This is a genomic window from Amycolatopsis sp. NPDC005232 (assembly GCF_040607795.1).
Classification (GTDB): domain Bacteria; phylum Actinomycetota; class Actinomycetes; order Mycobacteriales; family Pseudonocardiaceae; genus Amycolatopsis.
This window is the reverse complement of record NZ_JBEXHL010000002.1, coordinates 175,180-192,491: the sequence shown is the minus strand read 5'-3', so window position 1 is coordinate 192,491 and position 17,312 is coordinate 175,180. Positions and strand designations below refer to the sequence as shown.

The 17,312-nt window shown below is 70.4% G+C and carries 17 protein-coding genes; 12 read left to right on the top strand and 5 right to left on the bottom strand.

Annotated elements, in window-relative coordinates; genetic code table 11:
* Positions 1-4: 4 nt before the first annotated feature.
* Genes ABZU76_RS04565 through ABZU76_RS04540 form a run of 6 tightly spaced genes read left to right on the top strand, consistent with a single transcriptional unit; the run spans position 5 to position 5,474 of the window.
* Positions 5-2,332, top strand: a complete 2,328-nt coding sequence (locus ABZU76_RS04565; protein WP_354865042.1) for a xanthine dehydrogenase family protein molybdopterin-binding subunit — start codon at positions 5-7, stop codon at positions 2,330-2,332.
* Positions 2,329-3,003 (top strand): enoyl-CoA hydratase, encoded by a 675-nt coding sequence (locus ABZU76_RS04560; protein ID WP_354865040.1) that lies wholly within the window; start codon positions 2,329-2,331, stop codon positions 3,001-3,003. Before ABZU76_RS04565 ends, ABZU76_RS04560 begins: the two co-directional genes overlap by 4 nt.
* Positions 3,000-3,818 (top strand): FAD binding domain-containing protein, encoded by an 819-nt coding sequence (locus ABZU76_RS04555; RefSeq protein WP_354865038.1) that lies wholly within the window; start codon positions 3,000-3,002, stop codon positions 3,816-3,818. The genes ABZU76_RS04560 and ABZU76_RS04555 overlap by 4 nt, the downstream gene beginning before the upstream one ends.
* Complete coding sequence (locus ABZU76_RS04550) at positions 3,815-4,285, top strand: (2Fe-2S)-binding protein (protein ID WP_354865037.1); 471 nt, start codon at positions 3,815-3,817, stop codon at positions 4,283-4,285. The genes ABZU76_RS04555 and ABZU76_RS04550 overlap by 4 nt, the downstream gene beginning before the upstream one ends.
* Positions 4,282-4,884 carry a hypothetical protein gene (locus ABZU76_RS04545; protein ID WP_354865036.1) on the top strand — a complete coding sequence of 201 codons (603 nt, stop codon included), beginning with the start codon at positions 4,282-4,284 and terminating at the stop codon, positions 4,882-4,884. The genes ABZU76_RS04550 and ABZU76_RS04545 overlap by 4 nt, the downstream gene beginning before the upstream one ends.
* Positions 4,881-5,474: a TetR/AcrR family transcriptional regulator gene (locus tag ABZU76_RS04540; protein ID WP_354865034.1), complete on the top strand. Its 594-nt coding sequence runs from the start codon at positions 4,881-4,883 to the stop codon at positions 5,472-5,474. The genes ABZU76_RS04545 and ABZU76_RS04540 overlap by 4 nt, the downstream gene beginning before the upstream one ends.
* Positions 5,475-5,517: 43 nt before the next feature.
* Here ABZU76_RS04540 and ABZU76_RS04535 read toward each other — a convergent pair whose 3' ends face one another.
* Together ABZU76_RS04535 and ABZU76_RS04530 are read right to left on the bottom strand one after the other, a co-directional pair.
* Positions 5,518-6,153: an MBL fold metallo-hydrolase gene (locus tag ABZU76_RS04535; RefSeq protein WP_220245103.1), complete on the bottom strand. Its 636-nt coding sequence runs from the start codon at positions 6,151-6,153 to the stop codon at positions 5,518-5,520.
* 28 nt (positions 6,154-6,181) lie between these two features.
* Entirely contained in the window at positions 6,182-7,108 is a 927-nt protein-coding gene (locus ABZU76_RS04530) for a DUF5937 family protein (protein WP_354865031.1), read from the bottom strand.
* A gap of 357 nt (positions 7,109-7,465) precedes the next feature.
* Between ABZU76_RS04530 and ABZU76_RS04525 the strand changes: the two genes are divergently transcribed.
* The 3 genes from ABZU76_RS04525 to ABZU76_RS04515 all read left to right on the top strand — a co-directional run bounded on the left by ABZU76_RS04525 (position 7,466) and on the right by ABZU76_RS04515 (position 11,320).
* On the top strand, positions 7,466-8,602 hold the full coding sequence (locus ABZU76_RS04525) for an MFS transporter (protein WP_354865975.1): 1,137 nt from the start codon (positions 7,466-7,468) through the stop codon (positions 8,600-8,602).
* Positions 8,599-10,095, top strand: a complete 1,497-nt coding sequence (locus tag ABZU76_RS04520; RefSeq protein ID WP_354865029.1) for an aldehyde dehydrogenase family protein — start codon at positions 8,599-8,601, stop codon at positions 10,093-10,095. The genes ABZU76_RS04525 and ABZU76_RS04520 overlap by 4 nt, the downstream gene beginning before the upstream one ends.
* Positions 10,096-10,156: 61 nt before the next feature.
* The gene (locus ABZU76_RS04515) at positions 10,157-11,320 is read left to right on the top strand and encodes an alpha-hydroxy-acid oxidizing protein (protein ID WP_354865027.1); all 1,164 of its coding nucleotides are present in this window, start codon (positions 10,157-10,159) and stop codon (positions 11,318-11,320) included.
* A gap of 448 nt (positions 11,321-11,768) precedes the next feature.
* Here the strand turns inward: ABZU76_RS04515 and ABZU76_RS04510 are convergent, their stop codons facing one another.
* Complete coding sequence (locus ABZU76_RS04510) at positions 11,769-13,355, bottom strand: GMC family oxidoreductase N-terminal domain-containing protein (protein ID WP_354865025.1); 1,587 nt, start codon at positions 13,353-13,355, stop codon at positions 11,769-11,771.
* A gap of 218 nt (positions 13,356-13,573) precedes the next feature.
* Between ABZU76_RS04510 and purS the strand changes: the two genes are divergently transcribed.
* Both purS and purQ read left to right on the top strand, forming a co-directional pair.
* A complete protein-coding gene (gene purS, locus ABZU76_RS04505; RefSeq protein WP_204092648.1) occupies positions 13,574-13,813 on the top strand; it encodes a phosphoribosylformylglycinamidine synthase subunit PurS in 240 nt (79 codons plus the stop codon).
* Positions 13,810-14,487 (top strand): phosphoribosylformylglycinamidine synthase subunit PurQ, encoded by a 678-nt coding sequence (gene purQ / locus ABZU76_RS04500; protein ID WP_354865022.1) that lies wholly within the window; start codon positions 13,810-13,812, stop codon positions 14,485-14,487. The genes purS and purQ overlap by 4 nt, the downstream gene beginning before the upstream one ends.
* Position 14,488: 1 nt before the next feature.
* On the opposite strand, the gene ABZU76_RS04495 is transcribed toward purQ, so the two are convergent.
* Both ABZU76_RS04495 and ABZU76_RS04490 read right to left on the bottom strand, forming a co-directional pair.
* Positions 14,489-15,037, bottom strand: coding sequence for a TIGR02452 family protein (locus ABZU76_RS04495; RefSeq protein WP_354865020.1), 549 nt, complete (start codon positions 15,035-15,037; stop codon positions 14,489-14,491).
* A gap of 263 nt (positions 15,038-15,300) precedes the next feature.
* Positions 15,301-15,906: a TetR/AcrR family transcriptional regulator gene (locus ABZU76_RS04490; RefSeq protein ID WP_354865018.1), complete on the bottom strand. Its 606-nt coding sequence runs from the start codon at positions 15,904-15,906 to the stop codon at positions 15,301-15,303.
* An 83-nt stretch (positions 15,907-15,989) separates the two neighbouring features.
* Between ABZU76_RS04490 and ABZU76_RS04485 the strand changes: the two genes are divergently transcribed.
* Positions 15,990-17,285, top strand: coding sequence for a serine hydrolase (locus tag ABZU76_RS04485; protein WP_354865016.1), 1,296 nt, complete (start codon positions 15,990-15,992; stop codon positions 17,283-17,285).
* Positions 17,286-17,312 lie beyond the last annotated feature (27 nt).

Sequence of the window (17,312 nt, the reverse complement as noted above, 5' to 3'; positions counted from 1 at the left end):
GACCATGGAGGAGAACCCTGTCGGCGCCGTCGGAAAGGTCGTGCGGCGCAAGGAAGACGCACGGCTGATCACCGGGCGTGGGCGGTACGTCTCCGACCTGCAGCTGCCGCGGATGCGCCACGTCGCGTTCCTGCGCAGTCCGTTCGGCCATGCCCGGATCACGCGGGTCGACGCGTCCGCCGCTCGCGAGCTCCCGCGCGTGCACGTGTTCACCGGCGACCAGCCGGAGTTCGCCGCCGTGCCGTTGCGAGCACTATCGGCGCTGCCGTCCTATGTGGAGACCGAGCAGCCTTTGCTGGCACGGGAGAAGGTGCGGTTCGCGGGCGAGCCGGTGGCCGCCGTCGTCGCCGACGACCGCTACCGCGCCGAAGACGCGCTGGAGCTCATCGACGTCGACTACGAACCGCTGCCCGTGAACATCACCGCGTGGCTGCCGCCGACCGAGCCGTTGCACGCCGACGCGCCGGACAACGTCCTGCTGGAGCGCACTTTCGACACCGGCGAGGTGCCGGACGCGCTGGCCGGCGCGGATCTCGTGGTCGAGCGCGAGCTGATCACCAACCGCCACGCAGGCAACCCGATGGAGTGCCGCGCGGGCGTCGCGCTGTGGGACCCGGCGGACGACCGGCTCACGCTGTGGTCGGGCACGCAGGTGCCGCACATCGCGCGCAACATGATCGCTGAGCTGCTGGGCATCCCCGAGGGCAACGTGCGGGTGATCGCGCCCGACGTCGGCGGCGGTTTCGGCGTGAAAGCCGTGGTGTATCCCGAAGACGTCGCGTTGTGCCTGATCGCGCGGCAGCTGCGCGGGGTGCCGGTGAAGTGGGTCGAGGACCGCGCTGAGCACCTGCTTGCGGCCACGCACGCGCGTGATCACCGCTACGTCGTGAAGGCGGGGTTCCGGTCCGACGGTGAGCTGGTGGCGCTCGACGCGGACGTGACCTGCAACGTCGGCGCGTATTCGGTGTACCCGTGGACGGCGGGGATCGAGCCGCTGATGGCCGGCGGGCTGCTGTCCGGGCCGTACCGGTTGCAGCACTACCGCTGCACCGTGCGCGGGGTCGCGACGAACACGGCGCCGTCCGGGCCCTACCGGGGTGTTGCACGGCCGGCGAGCGTGTTCGCGATGGAGTCGGTGCTCGACGCGGCGGCGGCCGGGCTCGGGATGTCCGCTTTGGACATTCGACGGCGTAACCTGATCACGCCGGAGGAGATCCCGTACCGGATGCCGTCGCGGCTGGTCGACGACTCCGGCTGGTACGGCGAGTGCCTGGAGAAGGCCGTGGAGTCCATCGGGTACGAGGACTTCCGGGCGGAGCAAGCGCGGCGCCGCTCTGCCGGCGAGAACCCCATCGGTCTCGGGCTGGCCTGCTACAACGAGCTGACCGGCCTGGGCCGCGCCGCCTCAGCCGGTCCGCGGATGCCGTTCCGCACCGGTCACGACGCGTGCACCGTGCGAGTCAACCCCGACGGCGGGGTCACCGTGTTGTCCGGCGTGACGTCCCAGGGGCAGGGGCTCGAAACGACCGTGGCGCAGATCGTGGCGGACGCGGTCGGAGTGTCCTATGCGGACGTCGAGGTCCGGATCGGCGACACGAACGAATCACTCTGGGGTTTCGGCGCGTTCTCTTCGCGGCAGGCCGTGATCGGCGGTGGCGCGGCGCACCGGTCGGCGGTCGCCGTGCGGGAGAAGATCCTCCGGCTCGCGGCCGAGCTGTACGAGGCCAATGTGGACGATCTCAGCCTCGTGAACGGTGACGTGCGTGTCGCCGGAGAAGCCAAACCCATTGGCACGCTGGCCGAGCTGGCGCGCGTCGCGTACCTGGAGTCCAACCGGCTGCCGCAGGGCATCGAGCCGGGGCTGGAGGCCACGCAGTTCTACGACCCGATCCGCGGGGCGTTCGCGGCCGGCGCGCAGGCCGCGGTCGTCGAGGTGGACCGGGCGACGGGCGAGCTGAAAATCCTCAAGTACGTGTGCGTCGAGGACGCCGGCACGGTCATCAACCCGCAGGTTGTCGAAGGTCAGATCGCCGGCTCGATCGCGCAGGGCATCGGCGGTGCGCTGTACGAGCACCTGATCTACGACGAGGGCGGCAACCTGTCCACGGGCACGCTGATGGACTACCTCATGCCGACCAGCGCCGAGGTGCCCGAGCTCGTGATCGGTCACCTCTCGCACCCCGCGGACAACCCGCTCGGCGTCCGCGGCGTCGGCGAGGGCGGCACGCTCGGGCCGAACGCGGTGCTCGCGGGCGCGGTCACCGACGCGATCGGCGTGCAGGTCACGCACCTGCCGCTGACGCCTGGCGCGATCTGGGAGGCACTGCGATGATCACGACCGAGATCCGCGGCGAGGTCGGTGTCATCGCCCTCGACCGGCACGAGCGGCGCAACGCGCTGGACGTCGAACACTGCGTCGACCTGCGCAAAGCCGTTCTGGACGTCGGCCCGCGGGTGCGCGCGCTGGTGATCACCGGCCGGGGTACGAGCTTCTGCGCGGGGGCCGACCTCGGTGGCGTTTACGGCGATGGGTTCCGCACGGCGCTGTACGGCGCGCTGCGCAGCGTCACGGCGCTGCCCGTGCCCGTGCTCGCGGCTGTCAACGGGCCCGCGATCGGCGCCGGCACGCAGCTCGCGATCGCCTGTGACCTGCGGGTGGCGGCACCGTCCGCGGTGTTCGCGGTGCCGACCGCGCGTAACGGCCTGGCCGTGGACCCGTGGACGGTCCGCCGCCTGGCGTTGCTGGCCGGCGGCGGGGCCGCCCGGGCGATGCTGCTGGGTGGTGACCGGCTGGACGCTGGTCTGGCTTTCCACCGTGGACTCGTCGACCGCCTTGGTGACCTCGATACTGCGTTGGAGTGGGCCGCCGAGATCGCCGAGTTCGCGCCATCGTCGCTGAAGTATTCGAAACAGGCGTTGGACACGCTGTTCGAAGGCACGCCGTGGGACTCCACTTTGGACACGGCGTTCGAGGAAAGCTGGCCCCAGGAGGTGTCGAAGTGAAGCCGGCACCGTTCGACTACGTCCGAGCGCACAGCGTTGACGAGGCCGTGCGCACGTTGGCCGAGGCCGACGGGGACGGCAAGATCCTCGCCGGCGGCCAGAGCCTGATGCCGGTTCTCGCGTTGCGCATGGCGCGCCCGCAGGTCCTGGTCGACGTCAACCGGATCCCCGGATTGGCCACGATCACGCCCACCGGCGAAGGCGTCCGGCTCGGCGCGCTGGTCCGGCACGCGCGGCTGATCGAGCAACCGCACCACCCGCTCCTCGCCGAGGCCGCACGCTGGATCGGGCACACGGCGATCCGCTCGCGCGGCACGAGCGGCGGCAGCATCGCGCACGCCGACCCGTCGGCTGAGCTCCCGGTGGTCGCCGCCGCGCTGGAAGCGACCGTCCACATTGCCGGGCCAGGTGGTGTGCGCGTGGAGACGGCGACCTCGTTTTTCGCGGGGCCACTGGAAACCACGCTGGCCGAGGACGAAATGATCACCGAGGTAGACCTGCCGGTGCCGTCGAGGTGGGGGTTCGCCGAGTTTTCCCGACGGCATGGCGACTTCGGGCTCGTGCTCGTCGTCGCGGCCGAAGTGGACGGTCGGTGGCGGCTCGCGATCGGCGGCGTCGGCGGAGTACCGCTGCGTCCGGCAGAGGCCGAGCAGCTGCTGAACGACGGCGCCGATGTCGACGCCGTCGCCGCGGCCGCCGCTGCGGAAACCCGGCCGCAGAGCGACATCCACGCGTCGGCGGACTACCGGCGGGCGATGACGGCGGAGTTCGTCCGCCGCGCCCTGGCACCTCACGGGAAGAGAGCCGCGGCATGAAAGCCGAGTTCAGCGTCAACGGAACCCGTTACGACGTCGACGTCGAGCCGCGCCGGACGCTCGCCGACGCGTTGCGCGAGGACCTCGGCCTGACCGGCACGCACCTGGGCTGCGAGCACGGCGTGTGCGGCGCGTGCACTGTGCTGGTGGACGGCGAACCCGTGCGTGCGTGCCTGATGCTGGCCGTGCAGGCGGACGGGTGTTCCGTCAGCACCGTCGAGGGCCTCGCGGCCGACGACGGCACGTTGCACCCGTTGCAGGAAGCGTTCTGCGCGAACCACGGGCTCCAATGTGGATTCTGCACGCCCGGAATGTTGATGACGGCGCTGGACCTGCTCGACCGCGAACCCGCGCCCTGCCGGGAACGCATCCGGGAGGAGATGTCCGGCAACATCTGCCGGTGCACCGGGTACGTCGGCATCGTCGACGCGGTGGAGGCCGCGGCGCAGGAGCTGAACCCGCGATGAGAACCGCCGCCTGGCTGCGGCTGTCCGGCGTGCCGGCCTCGGCCGCGCGGGAGACGTGGCGAGTGCTTGAACGCCACGGCTGCGCGACCTTCTACGTCGACAGCGATCTCGCGTTGTGCGCGGCTCTGGCGGTGGAGACCACCTCGGCCGAGATCTGCTGTTTCGTTGCGCCTCGGCCCGCGGAGGTGCTGCCCGGCGCGCGAACCGTCCAGTACCTCAGCGATGGCCGCTTCGTGCTCGGGCTGCGTCCGGCCGATGACGACGACGGCCCGTTCGGCTCGATCACCGCGCACGCCCGCCTGGCCGAGGAAGTACTCGGCGCGCTGGGCCCGGTGCCGATCACGGTGGCCGGCGGCCGGGGTACCGTGCGATTGGCGGCGGAGTTCGCCACGTGCCGCCAGACCACGGACGTCCCGGGCGAACCGGACGACCTGGCCGCCCGCTGTGCCGCGCTCGGCCGACCGGTGCCGACCAGCTCCGTCGTCGTGACACAGCGGCGGGAATTCGTGGCGGACGAGGTCGTGTTCCCGGTCGACCGGCCGCTGACGGATGCCGAGTTCGCCGGTTTCGGTGCGCTCGTGCGGGGGAGGAACTGGTGACGACAGGCCAAACGCGCGCCGCGGTCAGCGAAGAAGTGGTGCTGGACACGGCGCTCACGCTGTTCGCCGAACGCGGTTACCACGGCACCGCGCTCAGCCAGATCGCCGACGTGCTGCGGATCCGTACCCCGAGCCTCTACAACCACATGCGGTCCAAGGAGGACTTGCTGCGCGCCATTGTGGACCGCACGACCGCCGCGGTGCTCGACGACTTCGAGCGCGTGACCGGCGAGGACGGTGACTGGCCGACCCAGCTCGCGCGCGCCACCCGCGTGTACGCGTTCCGCCACGCCACCCACCGGCGCGAGGCGCTGGTGGTCAACCGCGACACCGACTGCCTCGGCGAACCGCATCGCACACGGTTTCAGGACCGGCGCCGCCGGCACGAGCACGCCTTCCGCGGGATCATCGCCCGTGGCGTCGACGCGGGGGTGTTCCACGTGGGCTCGCCGGCGCTGGCGTCGTTCGCGATCCGCGAGATGTGCGTGAGCATCGCCCGCTGGTTCCGCGACGACGGCCCGATGCCGGCCGGCGCCGTCGCCGACGAGTACAGCCGGTTCGCACTGCAGATCGTGGGTTCGCGACCCTGAGCTCCCGGGGTGGTCACCCGTCGGTCACCACCCCGGAGTGTCCTCAGAGGTCGGTGGCGACGCCGCGCTCGACGACCTTCACCTCGGTGCCCTGCGGCGCGAGGTTCTCGAACAGGCCGTAGTGCAGCGCGGGGCTCGACAGCACCGCCTCGTGGATCGGCACGGACTTGCGCGGCGCGACCGCCCGCAGGAAGTCCACCGCCTCGCCGGCCTTGAGCCACGGCGCGCCCGTCGGCAGGCCGAGCACGTCGATCTTCTGCTCGGGCACGAAGAACGAGTCGCCCGGGTGGTAGAAGGCGCCGTGGTCCAGCACGAAGCCGATGTTCGGGATCACGGGGATGTCGCTGTGGATGACGGCGTGCTCACCGCCCACCACGTTCACCGCGGTGCCGCCGATCTCGAAGGCGTCACCGACGTTCGCGACCTCGTACTGCAGATTCAGCTTCTGCACGGTCTCGACCGAGCCCGGGTCGACGATCAGCTTCGCGTCCGGGTTCGCCGCCAGCACCTTCGGCAGGCGCTCGCCGTCGATGTGGTCGAAGTGCTGGTGGGTGATGAGGACGGCCGACAGCTCGCGCTCGCGCTCGAAGTCGGTGGAGAACGCGCCCGGGTCGATCAGGATCCGCTCGCCGTCGGTTTCCAGAAGTACACAGGCGTGTCCGAAATGGACGATCCGCATCAGGATTCTCCTTCACACATGGTCACATTCACCCTATGCCCGCGCAGAGCGCGTCGCCAAGCTCGGTCCGCCGGTAGAGCACTCGGTGACCCTGGCGCGTCGTCGCGGTCAGGCCCGCGGCCCGCAACGCCGTGAGGTGCGCGGAAACGGTCCCCTTCGCCAGCCCGAGCCGCACGGCGAGCTCCGTGGTCGTCGCCGGCCGGTCCAACGTGGTGAGCAACATCGCCTTCGTCCGCCCCACCACCCCGGCCAGCGCCCCCGGCGCCGCCGCCGGCTCCGTCCACAGACCGGCCACACCCCTCGCGGGGTACAACAACGTCGGCTGCCACGGCGCCACGGTGACCACCCCGACCGACGGCCACGCGAACACGCTCGGCACCAGCAGCAGCCCCCGCTCGTCGAGTGTGAGTCGCTGCCGTGCCGCTATGTCGACCAGCACGGAGTCCTTGGTGAGCCGCACCCGCGGGTGCAGCCCCTCGAACACCCCCACCACGCCCTGCTCACCCAGCCGTCGCGTCCGGTACGCGATGTCCGCGGCGAGCACCTCCCGCATCCGCCCCCACTCCGGCTCGACGATGTGGTTCCACACGGTCTCGAGCTGCTCCGCCAGCAGGTCCCGCGCCGCGGCCGGATCCCGCGGCAGCTTCGTCAGGTCGGCGTCCACCATCCCCAGCTCGACCCGCACCTGCCCCGGCGGCGTCCCCCTGACCACGATCAACTGCTCGTCGGCTGTGGTCTCGGGCGTCGCCGGTGGTGGTGAGAGGAACTCCGTGATGTAGTGCCGCGCCCCGAGCACCGCCGCCAGCTCCGGCACGTCCAACCGCTCCTCGCCCAACCACACGACCCCGCCGGGCAACCGCCGCCTCCCCAGCCACCCACGCACCACCCCGATGACCTCCTCGAGCGGCGAGATCGCGAACCGGACTCCGGCGGTGCTGAGGACCAACTCGACCATGGATTCGGATATACCCGAACGCTGGCGGCTTCACTCACTCAATCCCGATGCCGGACAAGCCCCGCCCTGCCAGACAGACCCCCGCCCCGCCAGACAGACCCCCGCCCTCCCTTGGGGGGCGTCCCCAGACCCATTCTATCGGGCGGCGACGGCTGAAACGGACAAAAGACCCGCATGAGCCACTGGTTATCCACAACTCGCCACACCCTGTGGATAAGTCGAGCAGCGAGCCGCAACATTCGGCCAGAAACGAATCAGTTCCGGCAAGGCGGCCCCCCAACCAGGCTCCGAAGCATGTTCACCACCACGTATTGGCGCTGGTCAGCAGGGGTTCAGTTGGCGCGGTTGCCCGCAGGGATGGCACCGCTCGCGTTCACGACGGTGGCGGCGGCGGTGACCGGGTCGTATCGGTTCGGGGGTGTGTTGATGGCGGTGTTCGTCGTGGCCGAGATGGCAGGGGCGGTGCCGGTGGGGAGGTTGCTGGATCGGGTGGGGACGGCCCGCGGCCTCAGGACGCTGCTCGCGGTGGTCGCGGTGGGGCTGGCCGCCGTGGCGATGACGGCCGAGGCCAACGTGAACGAAGCAACGCTGATCGCGCTCGTGGTCCTGCCGGGATTGGCAGGAGGTGGGGTCGCAGGTGGGTTCAGGGCGTTGCTGGCGGCGATCGTCGACGAACACCAGCTCACCAAGGCCGTCGCTGTGGACGCGATGATTCTCGACGGGGTGTTGGTGGCCGGGCCGGTGCTGGTGGCGGTGGCGAGTGTGAGTGGTCCGTTCGTGCCGTTGTTCGCGATGGCGGGCGCGGCAGCCACCGCCGCGTGTCTGGTGCCCCGGCGGGTCGTCAAACCACGGACCAAAGCAAGCACCAAGGTGCCACTCAAAGCCTGCCTGCCCTGGCTCGGGTGTCAGTTCACCGTCGGGCTGTTGCTGTCGACGATCGAGGTCGCGCCGCTGCCCCTGGTCGAGCGACTCAACGCACCGCCCGCGGCGGCGCCGGGAATCGTCGCCCTGCTGTGTGGTGCGAGCATCGCCGGCAGCGCGGTCTACGCGTGGCGCGGCCGTGATCGGGGGCCGAGGCTGTTCCTCGCCGGCTTCGTGGCCGGCGGGACGCTCGTCGCGGCCAACCTCGGCTGGGCGGGCTTGATCACCGGAGTCGTGCTGATCGGCGGCGCGACCGGACCGCTCGTGACGATCGCGTCCGTCAACATGCAGCGCCTGCTGTCGGAGAACCGCAGGTCGGAAGGGTTCTCGGTGTCGTTCACAGTGCAGTCGTGCGGGTTCGGGCTCGGGTCGCTGGCTGTGGGGGTGCTGCCGTTGTGGCTGGCGCCGCTGTTGGGCGTCGCGGCCGCGGTCACGATCGGGTGGTCTCGACGACCCTTTCCCCGTGGTGCCCGCCGGTGCGATGCTGACGGGAGCGTCGGGCGACTATTGGCACTGCGTCAGCAACCTCGTAGCCTGAACCACAACGCCGAAGAGCAGGGGAGACGCCGATGACCGCCGTCCAGCCGAAGCCGACCTCGGTCGGTGAGACCTTCGATTCGCTCAGCCCGGCGACCGACGAGGTCGTGGGCACGTACCCGGTGCACACCGCCGAAGACGTGCGCGCGGCGGTCGAGCGGGCGCGCGTGGCGGCGGAGTGGTGGGACGGGCTGGGCTTCGCGGGGCGCGCCGACCGGTTGCGGCAGTGGAAGGGCGTGATCACGCGCCGCCTGCCGCAGCTGTGCCAGGTCGTGCGCGACGAGACGGGCAAGCCGATCGCCGACGCCCAGCTCGAGTCCGTGCTCGCCATCGAGCACATCGCGTGGGCCTCGAAGCACGCGCGCAAATACCTCGGCCGCCAGCGCCGCTCGGCGGGCCTGCTCATGTCGAACCAAGCGGCGACGGTGGAGTACCGGCCCCTCGGCGTCGTCGGCGTGATCGGCCCGTGGAACTACCCCGTGTACACGCCGCTCGGCTCGGTCACCTACGCGCTCGCCGCCGGCAACGCCGTGGTCTTCAAGCCCAGCGAGTACACCCCGGGCGTCGGCAAGTGGCTGGTCGACGCGTTCGCCGAGGTCGTGCCGGAGCAGTCGGTGCTGCAGCTGATCACCGGGTTCGGCGAGACCGGTGGCGCGCTCGTGACGTCGGGTGTGGACAAGATCGCGTTCACCGGTTCGACGGCCACCGGCAAGAAGATTATGGCCGCGGCGGCCAACACGCTCACGCCGGTCGTGATCGAGGCCGGCGGCAAGGACCCCGTGCTCGTGGACGCCGACGCCAACCTCGACGCCGCCGCCGACGCCACCGTCTGGGGCGCCTTCTCCAACTCCGGCCAGACCTGCATCGGCGTCGAGCGGGTGTACGTCCACGAGCGCGTGCACGACGAATTCGTCGCCAAGGTCGTGGAAAAGTCGCAGAACGTGCGCGCCGGCTCCGACGAGGACGCCCAGTACGGCCCCGTCACCATGCCCTCACAGCTGGCCGTGATCCGCCGCCACATCGCCGACGCCCTCGAACGCGGCGGCCGCGCGGTGCTCGGGGGTGTGGACAGCGTCGGCGATCGTTATGCCCAACCCACGATTCTCGTCGACGTGCCGGAAGACTCCGAAGCCGTGCGCGAGGAGACGTTCGGTCCGACGGTCACCATCGCCAAGGTCCGCGACATGGACGAGGCTGTGGACAAAGCCAACGCCACCACGTACGGCCTCGGTTCCACCGTGTTCTCGAAGTCCCGCGGCGTCGAGCTCGCCACGCGGCTGCGCACCGGCATGACGTCGATCAACGCGCCGCTCTCGTTCGCCGGCATCGCGTCGCTGCCCTTCGGCGGCGTCGGCGACTCGGGCTTCGGCCGCATCCACGGGCCGGAGGGCCTGCGCGAGTTCGCCCGGACCAAGGCCGTCGCGCGGCAGCGCTTCACCGCGCCGATCACCCTGACTTCCTTCAGTCGCAAGGAATCGACCGACGCGCTGGTCGCCAAGCTCATCACGGTCATGCACGGCAAGCGCTAGGGTCTGGACCGCACCCCGGAACGCCGGGGTGCGGTCCTCCCGAGCCCCAGAAAGAGCCCGAATGACGCGTTACGGCGATTTCCAGAACGAGATCTACTTCGCCGGGCTCACCGGCCGCGTCCCGACCATGCCGATGGTCTACGCCGACCTCGAAGCCCGTGCCGCGCAGGCACTCCCGCCCTCGGTGCTGTCCTATGTGGCCGGTGGTGCCGGCGACGAGGCGACTCAGCGCGGCAACGTCGACGCGTTCGCGCGCTGGGGCCTCGTGCCGCGGATGTTCGTCGGGGCCAAGGAACGCGACCTGTCGGTGGACCTGTTCGGGCTGAAGCTGGCGTCGCCGCTGTTCATGGCGCCGGTGGGCGTGGTCGGCATCTGCACACAGGACGCCCACGGCGACCTCGCCACCGCCCGCGCCGCCGCGCGCACGGGCGTGCCGATGGTCGCGTCGACGCTCTCGGCCGACCCGATGGACCAGGTCGCGGGCGAGTTCGGGGAGACGCCCGGGTTCTTCCAGCTCTACACGCCGACTGACCGCGACCTGGCCGCGTCTTTGGTGCAGCGCGCCGAGACGGCGGGGTTCAAGGGGATCGTGGTCACGCTCGACACGTGGGTCACCGGGTGGCGCCCGCGCGACCTGAGCACGTCGAACTTCCCGCAGCTGCGCGGTCATTGTCTCGCGAACTACTTCACGGATCCCGTGTTCCGCCGGCTCCTCGGCAAGGCGCCCGAGCAGGACCCGATGGCGGCCGTCGGGCTCTGGGCCCAGCTCTTCGGCAACCCACTGACCTGGGACGACCTGCCTTGGCTGCGGTCGCTGACGTCGTTGCCGCTGATCGTGAAGGGCATCCAGCACCCGGACGACGCGCGACGCGCCATCGACGGCGGGGTCGACGGGATCTACTGCTCCAACCACGGCGGGCGCCAGGCCAACGGTGGGCTCCCGGCGCTCGACTGCCTCGCCGGCGTGGTCGACGCTTCCGGCGACACGCCGGTGCTGTTCGACTCCGGGGTTCGCTCGGGCGCGGACGTCATCAAGGCGCTGGCGTTGGGCGCGCGGGCCGTAGGTGTCGGCCGGCCTTATGTGTGGGGCCTCGCGCTGGGCGGTGCGGACGGCGCCGTCCACGTCCTGCGCAGCCTCCTCGCCGAAGCCGACCTGATCATGGCGGTCGACGGCTACCCGACGCTCGCCGACCTCACGCGCGACAGCCTGCGGAAGGTTGGTTAGGTCGGACCTAACGGGTCTGGCTGTGGACAGCTTGGCTAGGTCGGACCCAGCCGGGGACAACTGACTAGGTCGACCCGGCTGGGGACAACTGGCTGGGTCGGACCCGGCTGAGGACGACTGCTTGGGTTGGACCTAGGGCAGGTACTTAGGTCGAACCCAACCGTGTGGCTAGGCGCCTGGGATCGACCGAATTGGGGAGAAGTCCATGGGCTGACCCCGGGTGTGGATAAGCGGGTTCGTCCGACCCAGACTGTGGGTAGGCGGCTGGGTTCGACCTAGGTTTGGCTGGTTGGTTGGGACGGACCTACCTGTGGGCGGTCTCGTCAGGCCTGGCCCACCAGGGGACAACTGGTTAGGTCTGACCCAATCGGGACCACTGGCTAGGTCCGACCTAGCTGCGCGCAAACCTGGGACAACGCCTTGGGTCCGACCTAAACCGGGGTCCGACCTAAGCCGACCGACCCCGGATCAAGTCGGCGGCTTTCTCCGCCACCATGATCGTCGGAGCGTTCGTGTTGCCGCGCGGCACCACCGGCATCACCGAGGCGTCGACGACCCGCAGGCCCTCCACCCCGCGCACCTTCAGCGAAGGGTCGACCACCGCGAGCTCGTCCGAGCCCATCGCGCAGGTGCCCACCGGGTGGTAGAGCGTCTGGGTGTTCTCGCGGATGTGGTCGGTGAGGGCGTCGTCGGAGAGGTCGTGGGTCGTGGGCAGGAAGGGTTTGTCCAGGAACCGCGCGAGCGGCCCCGACTTGCCGATGTCGATCAGTGACCGCAGCGCCGTCTTCATGATGTCCAGGTCGATCGGCTCCGCGTAGTAAGCCGGGTCGATTTCCGGCTTCCACAAGGGATTCGCCGACTTCAGCCGCAACCGGCCGCGGCTGGCGACGTCGACCAAAGTCGCCGCCGAGGTGAAGCCCGGGAGGGTGGGCTCGCGGAAACCGTTGTCGTAGAACAACGTCGGCGCGACATGGATCTGCATGTCGGGAGCGGCGAGACCGTCGCGGGTCGGGAAGAACGCGCCGGCCTCGCCGATGTTCGACGCGAGCGGCCCGCGCCGCGTCAGCTGCCAGCGGATGAGGCCCGCCGGGGTGGCCGCGTCGACGAGGTCGGTGGTGCCCTTGGTCGACCAGATGATCCCGGCCGCCGGGTGGTCGTGCAGGTTCGAACCGACGCCCGCCAGCCCGGCGACGACGTCGATCCCCAGCTCGCGAAGGTGCTCCGCCGGCCCGACGCCGGACAGCATCAGCAGCTGCGGCGAGTTCACCGCGCCCCCCGACAGCAGCACCTCCGCGTCGGCGCGCGCCGTGACCTCGACGCCCTTGTGCAGGTAGGTCACCCCCACCGCGCGCGTGCCCTCGAACACCACCCGCGTGGCCTGCGCGTGGGTGTGGACAGTCAGGTTCGGCCGGGTCAGCGCGGGCCGCAGGTACGCGTCGGCGGTGGACCAGCGCCGCCCGCGCTTGCAGGTGACCTGGTAGACGCCGGCGCCTTCCTGGGTCTCGCCGTTGAAGTCGTCGGTGCGCTTCAAGCCCCAGGCCACGGCGCTGTCGACCCACGCGCTCGAGAGCTCGTGGGTGAAGCGGCGGTCTTCGACCTGCAGCGGGCCGTCGGTGCCGTGCAGCGCTCCGCCGAGGCGCTGGTTGCCCTCGGCGCGCTTGAAGTACGGCAACACGTCGTCCCAGCCCCAGCCGGTGGCGCCGTGGGAATCGCGCCAGCCGTCGTAGTCGGCGCGGTTGCCGCGGATGTAGATCATGGCGTTGATCGACGAGCTGCCGCCGAGCATCTTGCCGCGCGGCCAGTAGGCGGGCTTGCCGGTGTGCTTCTGCTCGACGGTCTCGTAGTTCCAGTCCCAGCGCGTCTTGAACAGCGACGCGAACGCGGCCGGGATGTGGATCTCGTCGGCGGTGTCCTCGCCGCCGGCCTCGAGCAGCAGCACCCGAGCGGCCGGGTCCTCGCTCAGCCGGGCCGCCAGCACGCAGCCCGCGCTGCCCGCGCCGACGATGACGTAGTCGAACGAGTCCTGACCGGCCACGATGCCTCCAGCTGCTCATGTTGGCGTGCTGTCAACGACTCATCATGGCCCAGCACGCGGGCCGGGGAAAGGCCCCGCGAGCAGCATCCTCCCCCCGCGCGGCGCGGGCCAGTTGTGACCTGCGCTTCTGTGCGCGGCACCGGACGGGCGCCGGGCGCCACGGGTCAAGTACGCTCGGCCCGTACCCCACGACCTGCGTGAATAAGGAGCAGCCTGCCGTGGCCCGAGTCGTCGTCGACGTCATGCCGAAGCCCGAAATCCTCGACCCGCAGGGCCAGGCGGTGGCCCGAGCGCTGCCGCGTCTGGGCTTCACCGGCGTCACGGAAGTGCGCCAGGGCAAGCACTTCGAGCTCGAAGTCGACGACACCGTCGACGACGAGACGCTCGCCAAGATCGCCGAGGGCTTCCTCGCGAACCCCGTGATCGAGCAGTGGACCATCCGCCGGGTGGACGCGTGAGCGCGCGCATCGGCGTCATCACCTTCCCGGGCACGCTCGACGACGGTGACGCCGCCCGCGCGGTCCGCTACGCCGACGCCGAGGCCGTGCCCCTGTGGCACGCCGACGCCGACCTGCGCGGCGTCGACGGCGTGGTCGTCCCCGGCGGCTTCTCCTACGGCGACTACCTGCGCGCCGGCGTGATCGCCCGCTTCGCGCCGGTGATGACGTCGGTCATCGACGCCGCCCGCAAGGGCATGCCGGTCCTCGGCATCTGCAACGGCTTCCAGATCCTCTGCGAAGCCGGCCTGCTGCCGGGCGCGATGATCCGCAACGTCGGCCTGCACTTCGTGTGCCGCGACCAGTGGCTGCGCGTCGACGACAACACCACGGCGTGGACCAGCCGCTACGACAAGGGCGCGGAGATCCTCATCCCGCTCAAGAACAACGACGGCTGCTACATGGCCGACCAGTCCACTTTGGACATGCTGGAGGGTGAGGGCCGCGTCGCGTTCCGCTACGTGGACGGCAACCCCAACGGCTCCCGCAACGACATCGCGGGCGTCCGCAGCGAAAACGGCCGCATCGTCGGCCTCATGCCCCACCCGGAACACGCGATCGACGCGCTGACCGGACCGTCGGACGACGGGCTCGGCATGTTCCTGAGCGCGGTCGACGCGTTCGCGAAGGCCTGATTCACCGGCCGAACGTGCGGGCGAACGCGGCGTAGGTCGGTTCGCCCGCACGCCGGTCCTGCACGGCGAAGGTGACGTGCTCGAAGTACGGCCGGGCGTCGAGAGCCTTCCGGAACGCGGCGGCCACCACCGCCGGATCGTTCTCGAACACCCCGCAACCCCACGCACCCAGCACGAGTTTGCGGTGTCCGTGGCGCGCGGCGATCTCCACGACGCGCTCGGCCCACCGCTCCAGGACGGCCGGCGCGGAGGCTTCATGTTCCGGCTGATTGCGCTTGATCGCGCCCAGGTTCGGCGCCGCCGCAGTCAGGAACGACATGGTTGTCGCCTCGGACAGCAGGGCGCCGTGGTCGTCGCGGAACACCGGCACGCCCGGCGAATGGATGACGCGGTCGCTGTAGCGGAGATCGATGTTCGCGCGGTGGTACTCGTAGAACTCCCGCGCTTCGAGCAGGCACGCGTAGAGCGCCGAGCTGCGGGCGATCGCCTCTTCCTGCGCTTGGGCACCGTTCAGGAACCCGCCGCCGGGGTTGCGCGCGGAGGCGAACACGAGGCAGGCGACGTCACCGCCGAGCCGTCGCGCCGCTGGATTCGTTGGTGACCTCGATCTGCGGGGTCGCGGTGGCGGCGGGCACGATGCCGACGGGCGTAGGCGCTCTTTGCCTGTTCAGACAGGTAATCCCGCGGTTGTCCACAACCTGGCCGCGTTGTGGACAGCTCCGTCGTTGGCGGCTTCAGCGGCGGGTTTTGTCGGTGCCGGCCGATAGAATGGACATGGGCGCGCCTAGGGAGGGCGGGGGTCTGTCTCGCCGTTCAGCTCGATGGCACGGCTGGGAGGTTGACCAGCGCCGCCGTGGAGAAGTCCGCGGCGAGGCGAGCCGCCGACGTCAGGTCGAGGCCGTGGTCGATCGCGTGGCGGGCGGAGGTCGTGGCGACGCCGACGAGGATGTTGGCGAGCCGGCGTTCGTCGTCGCGTGGGGGCAGGGCGCGGGCGGTGAGGTAGGCGCGGATGCGGCGGGTGACCTGTTCGTCGATGTCGGCGAGGAGGAGCTCGCGCACCGCGATCGTGTCGCTGGTGATGTCGACGCCGAACAGGAGGCGGAAGCCGTCCGGTTGGGCGGCCGCGTAGTCGAACAGGGCCTGGGTGTCGGCGGCGACCTGGGTGCGCAGGCCGAGGCCGTCGTTGCGTTCGTACTCGGCGAACAGCCGCGCTCGGCAGGCCGCGGCCTCGCGGTCCAGCAGGCGTCGGTAGAGGGTGTTCTTGTCGCCGAAGTGGGCGTAGAGCGTGGGTTTCGTCGAACCGCTGCGGTCCGCGATCGCGTTCATGGTGGTGGCGCGGAAGCCGCACTCCACGAAAACCGTCCTGGCGGCATCGAGCAGCTCGTCGTCGGTGGGGCGGGCGCGGGTGGAGCGGTTCATCCGGCAAGCATATCCACCCGGCTTTACCTGGCGGTAAAGCTGCGCTAGCTTTACCGCCAGGTCAAGCACAAAGGAGCGCCGGTATGCGTCGACGCCTGGTCACCTCATTCACCGCGGCACTGCTGCTGGCGGCGGCGCTGGTCGCCCCCGGCACGGCGACCGCCGGGTCGCGGAAGGGCTGCGAGCTCCCAGCCGAGGGGACGGCTTTCGCGACGGCTTCGCCCGCCGAGGAGGCGATGGACCCCGCCGCGGTCGACGCCGCGGTGGCCTACGCACAGACCCACCTGCGCGCGTCCGTCCAGATCTTCCGCGACGACTGCCGGATCGGCCGCGGCCTGCTCGACCCGGTCACCGACCAGGTGCCGATGGAAATCTTCAGCGCCACGAAGTCGGTCGTCTCGATCCTCACCGGCATCGCCTACGACCAGCACCGGATCGGGCTCGACGACCCGATCGGCAAGTACTTGCCCGCGGGCATCGGCGACGCGGCGCACCGCGCCATCACGATCCGCGATCTGCTCACCCAGACCTCCGGGCTCGACGAGTCGATCCTGGCGGAGCTGGCGTCCATCGGCCTCGATCCCGACGTCGCACAGGAGGCGATGGCCCAGCCGCTCACCCACGAGCCGGGCACGCACTTCGAGTACAGCCAGCGCACCCCCGACCTGCTCGCGGCGGTGCTCCAGCGCGCCGTCGGCGAGGACCTGCAGGACTTCGCGCAGCGGGAACTGTTCGACCCCCTCGGAATTCCGCGGGGCAGCTACCTCTGGCTGCGCGACCAGGCCGGAAACAGCTACGGCTACGCCAACCTGTTCATCCCGCCGGTGCAGTTCGCGAAGCTCGGGCTGCTGATGCAGCACGACGGCAGCTGGCGCGGGCAACGCATCCTCTCCAGCAGCTACATCACCCAGGCCAGGGCGAACACACCCACCAACCCGTGTTACGGATTCCTGTTCTGGCACAACGGCGGCAGCTCGTGCACGTCGGCCAACTTCCCCCACGCGCAGACGGTGGCGGGCCCGATGATCGGCAGTGCCCCCGACGACCTGTTCGCGATGGTCGGAGCGTTGCAGCAGAACAACTTCATGATCCCGAGCCTCGGCATCACCGTCACCTGGACCGGCGTGCTCGGCGACACGGCACCGAACCTGGCCGGCCTGCTCAGCTCGTCGCCGTCCGGGTCGGACCTGTACTACAACTTCTTCCGCATCCTGCTGCGTGGCGTCCAGGACACGCCCGTGCCCGACCCCGGGCCGTTCCGCACGCCGCCGCTGGACCTCGACATCAACCCGGTCAACTACCTGGATCCGGCCGTGCTGCTGAGGGATCTGGCGCCGAACGCGAACTGCAACGTACTGATCTGCCGGCAGCCCGGCTGATCAAGGCGTCCATCGCACCGCTGGATG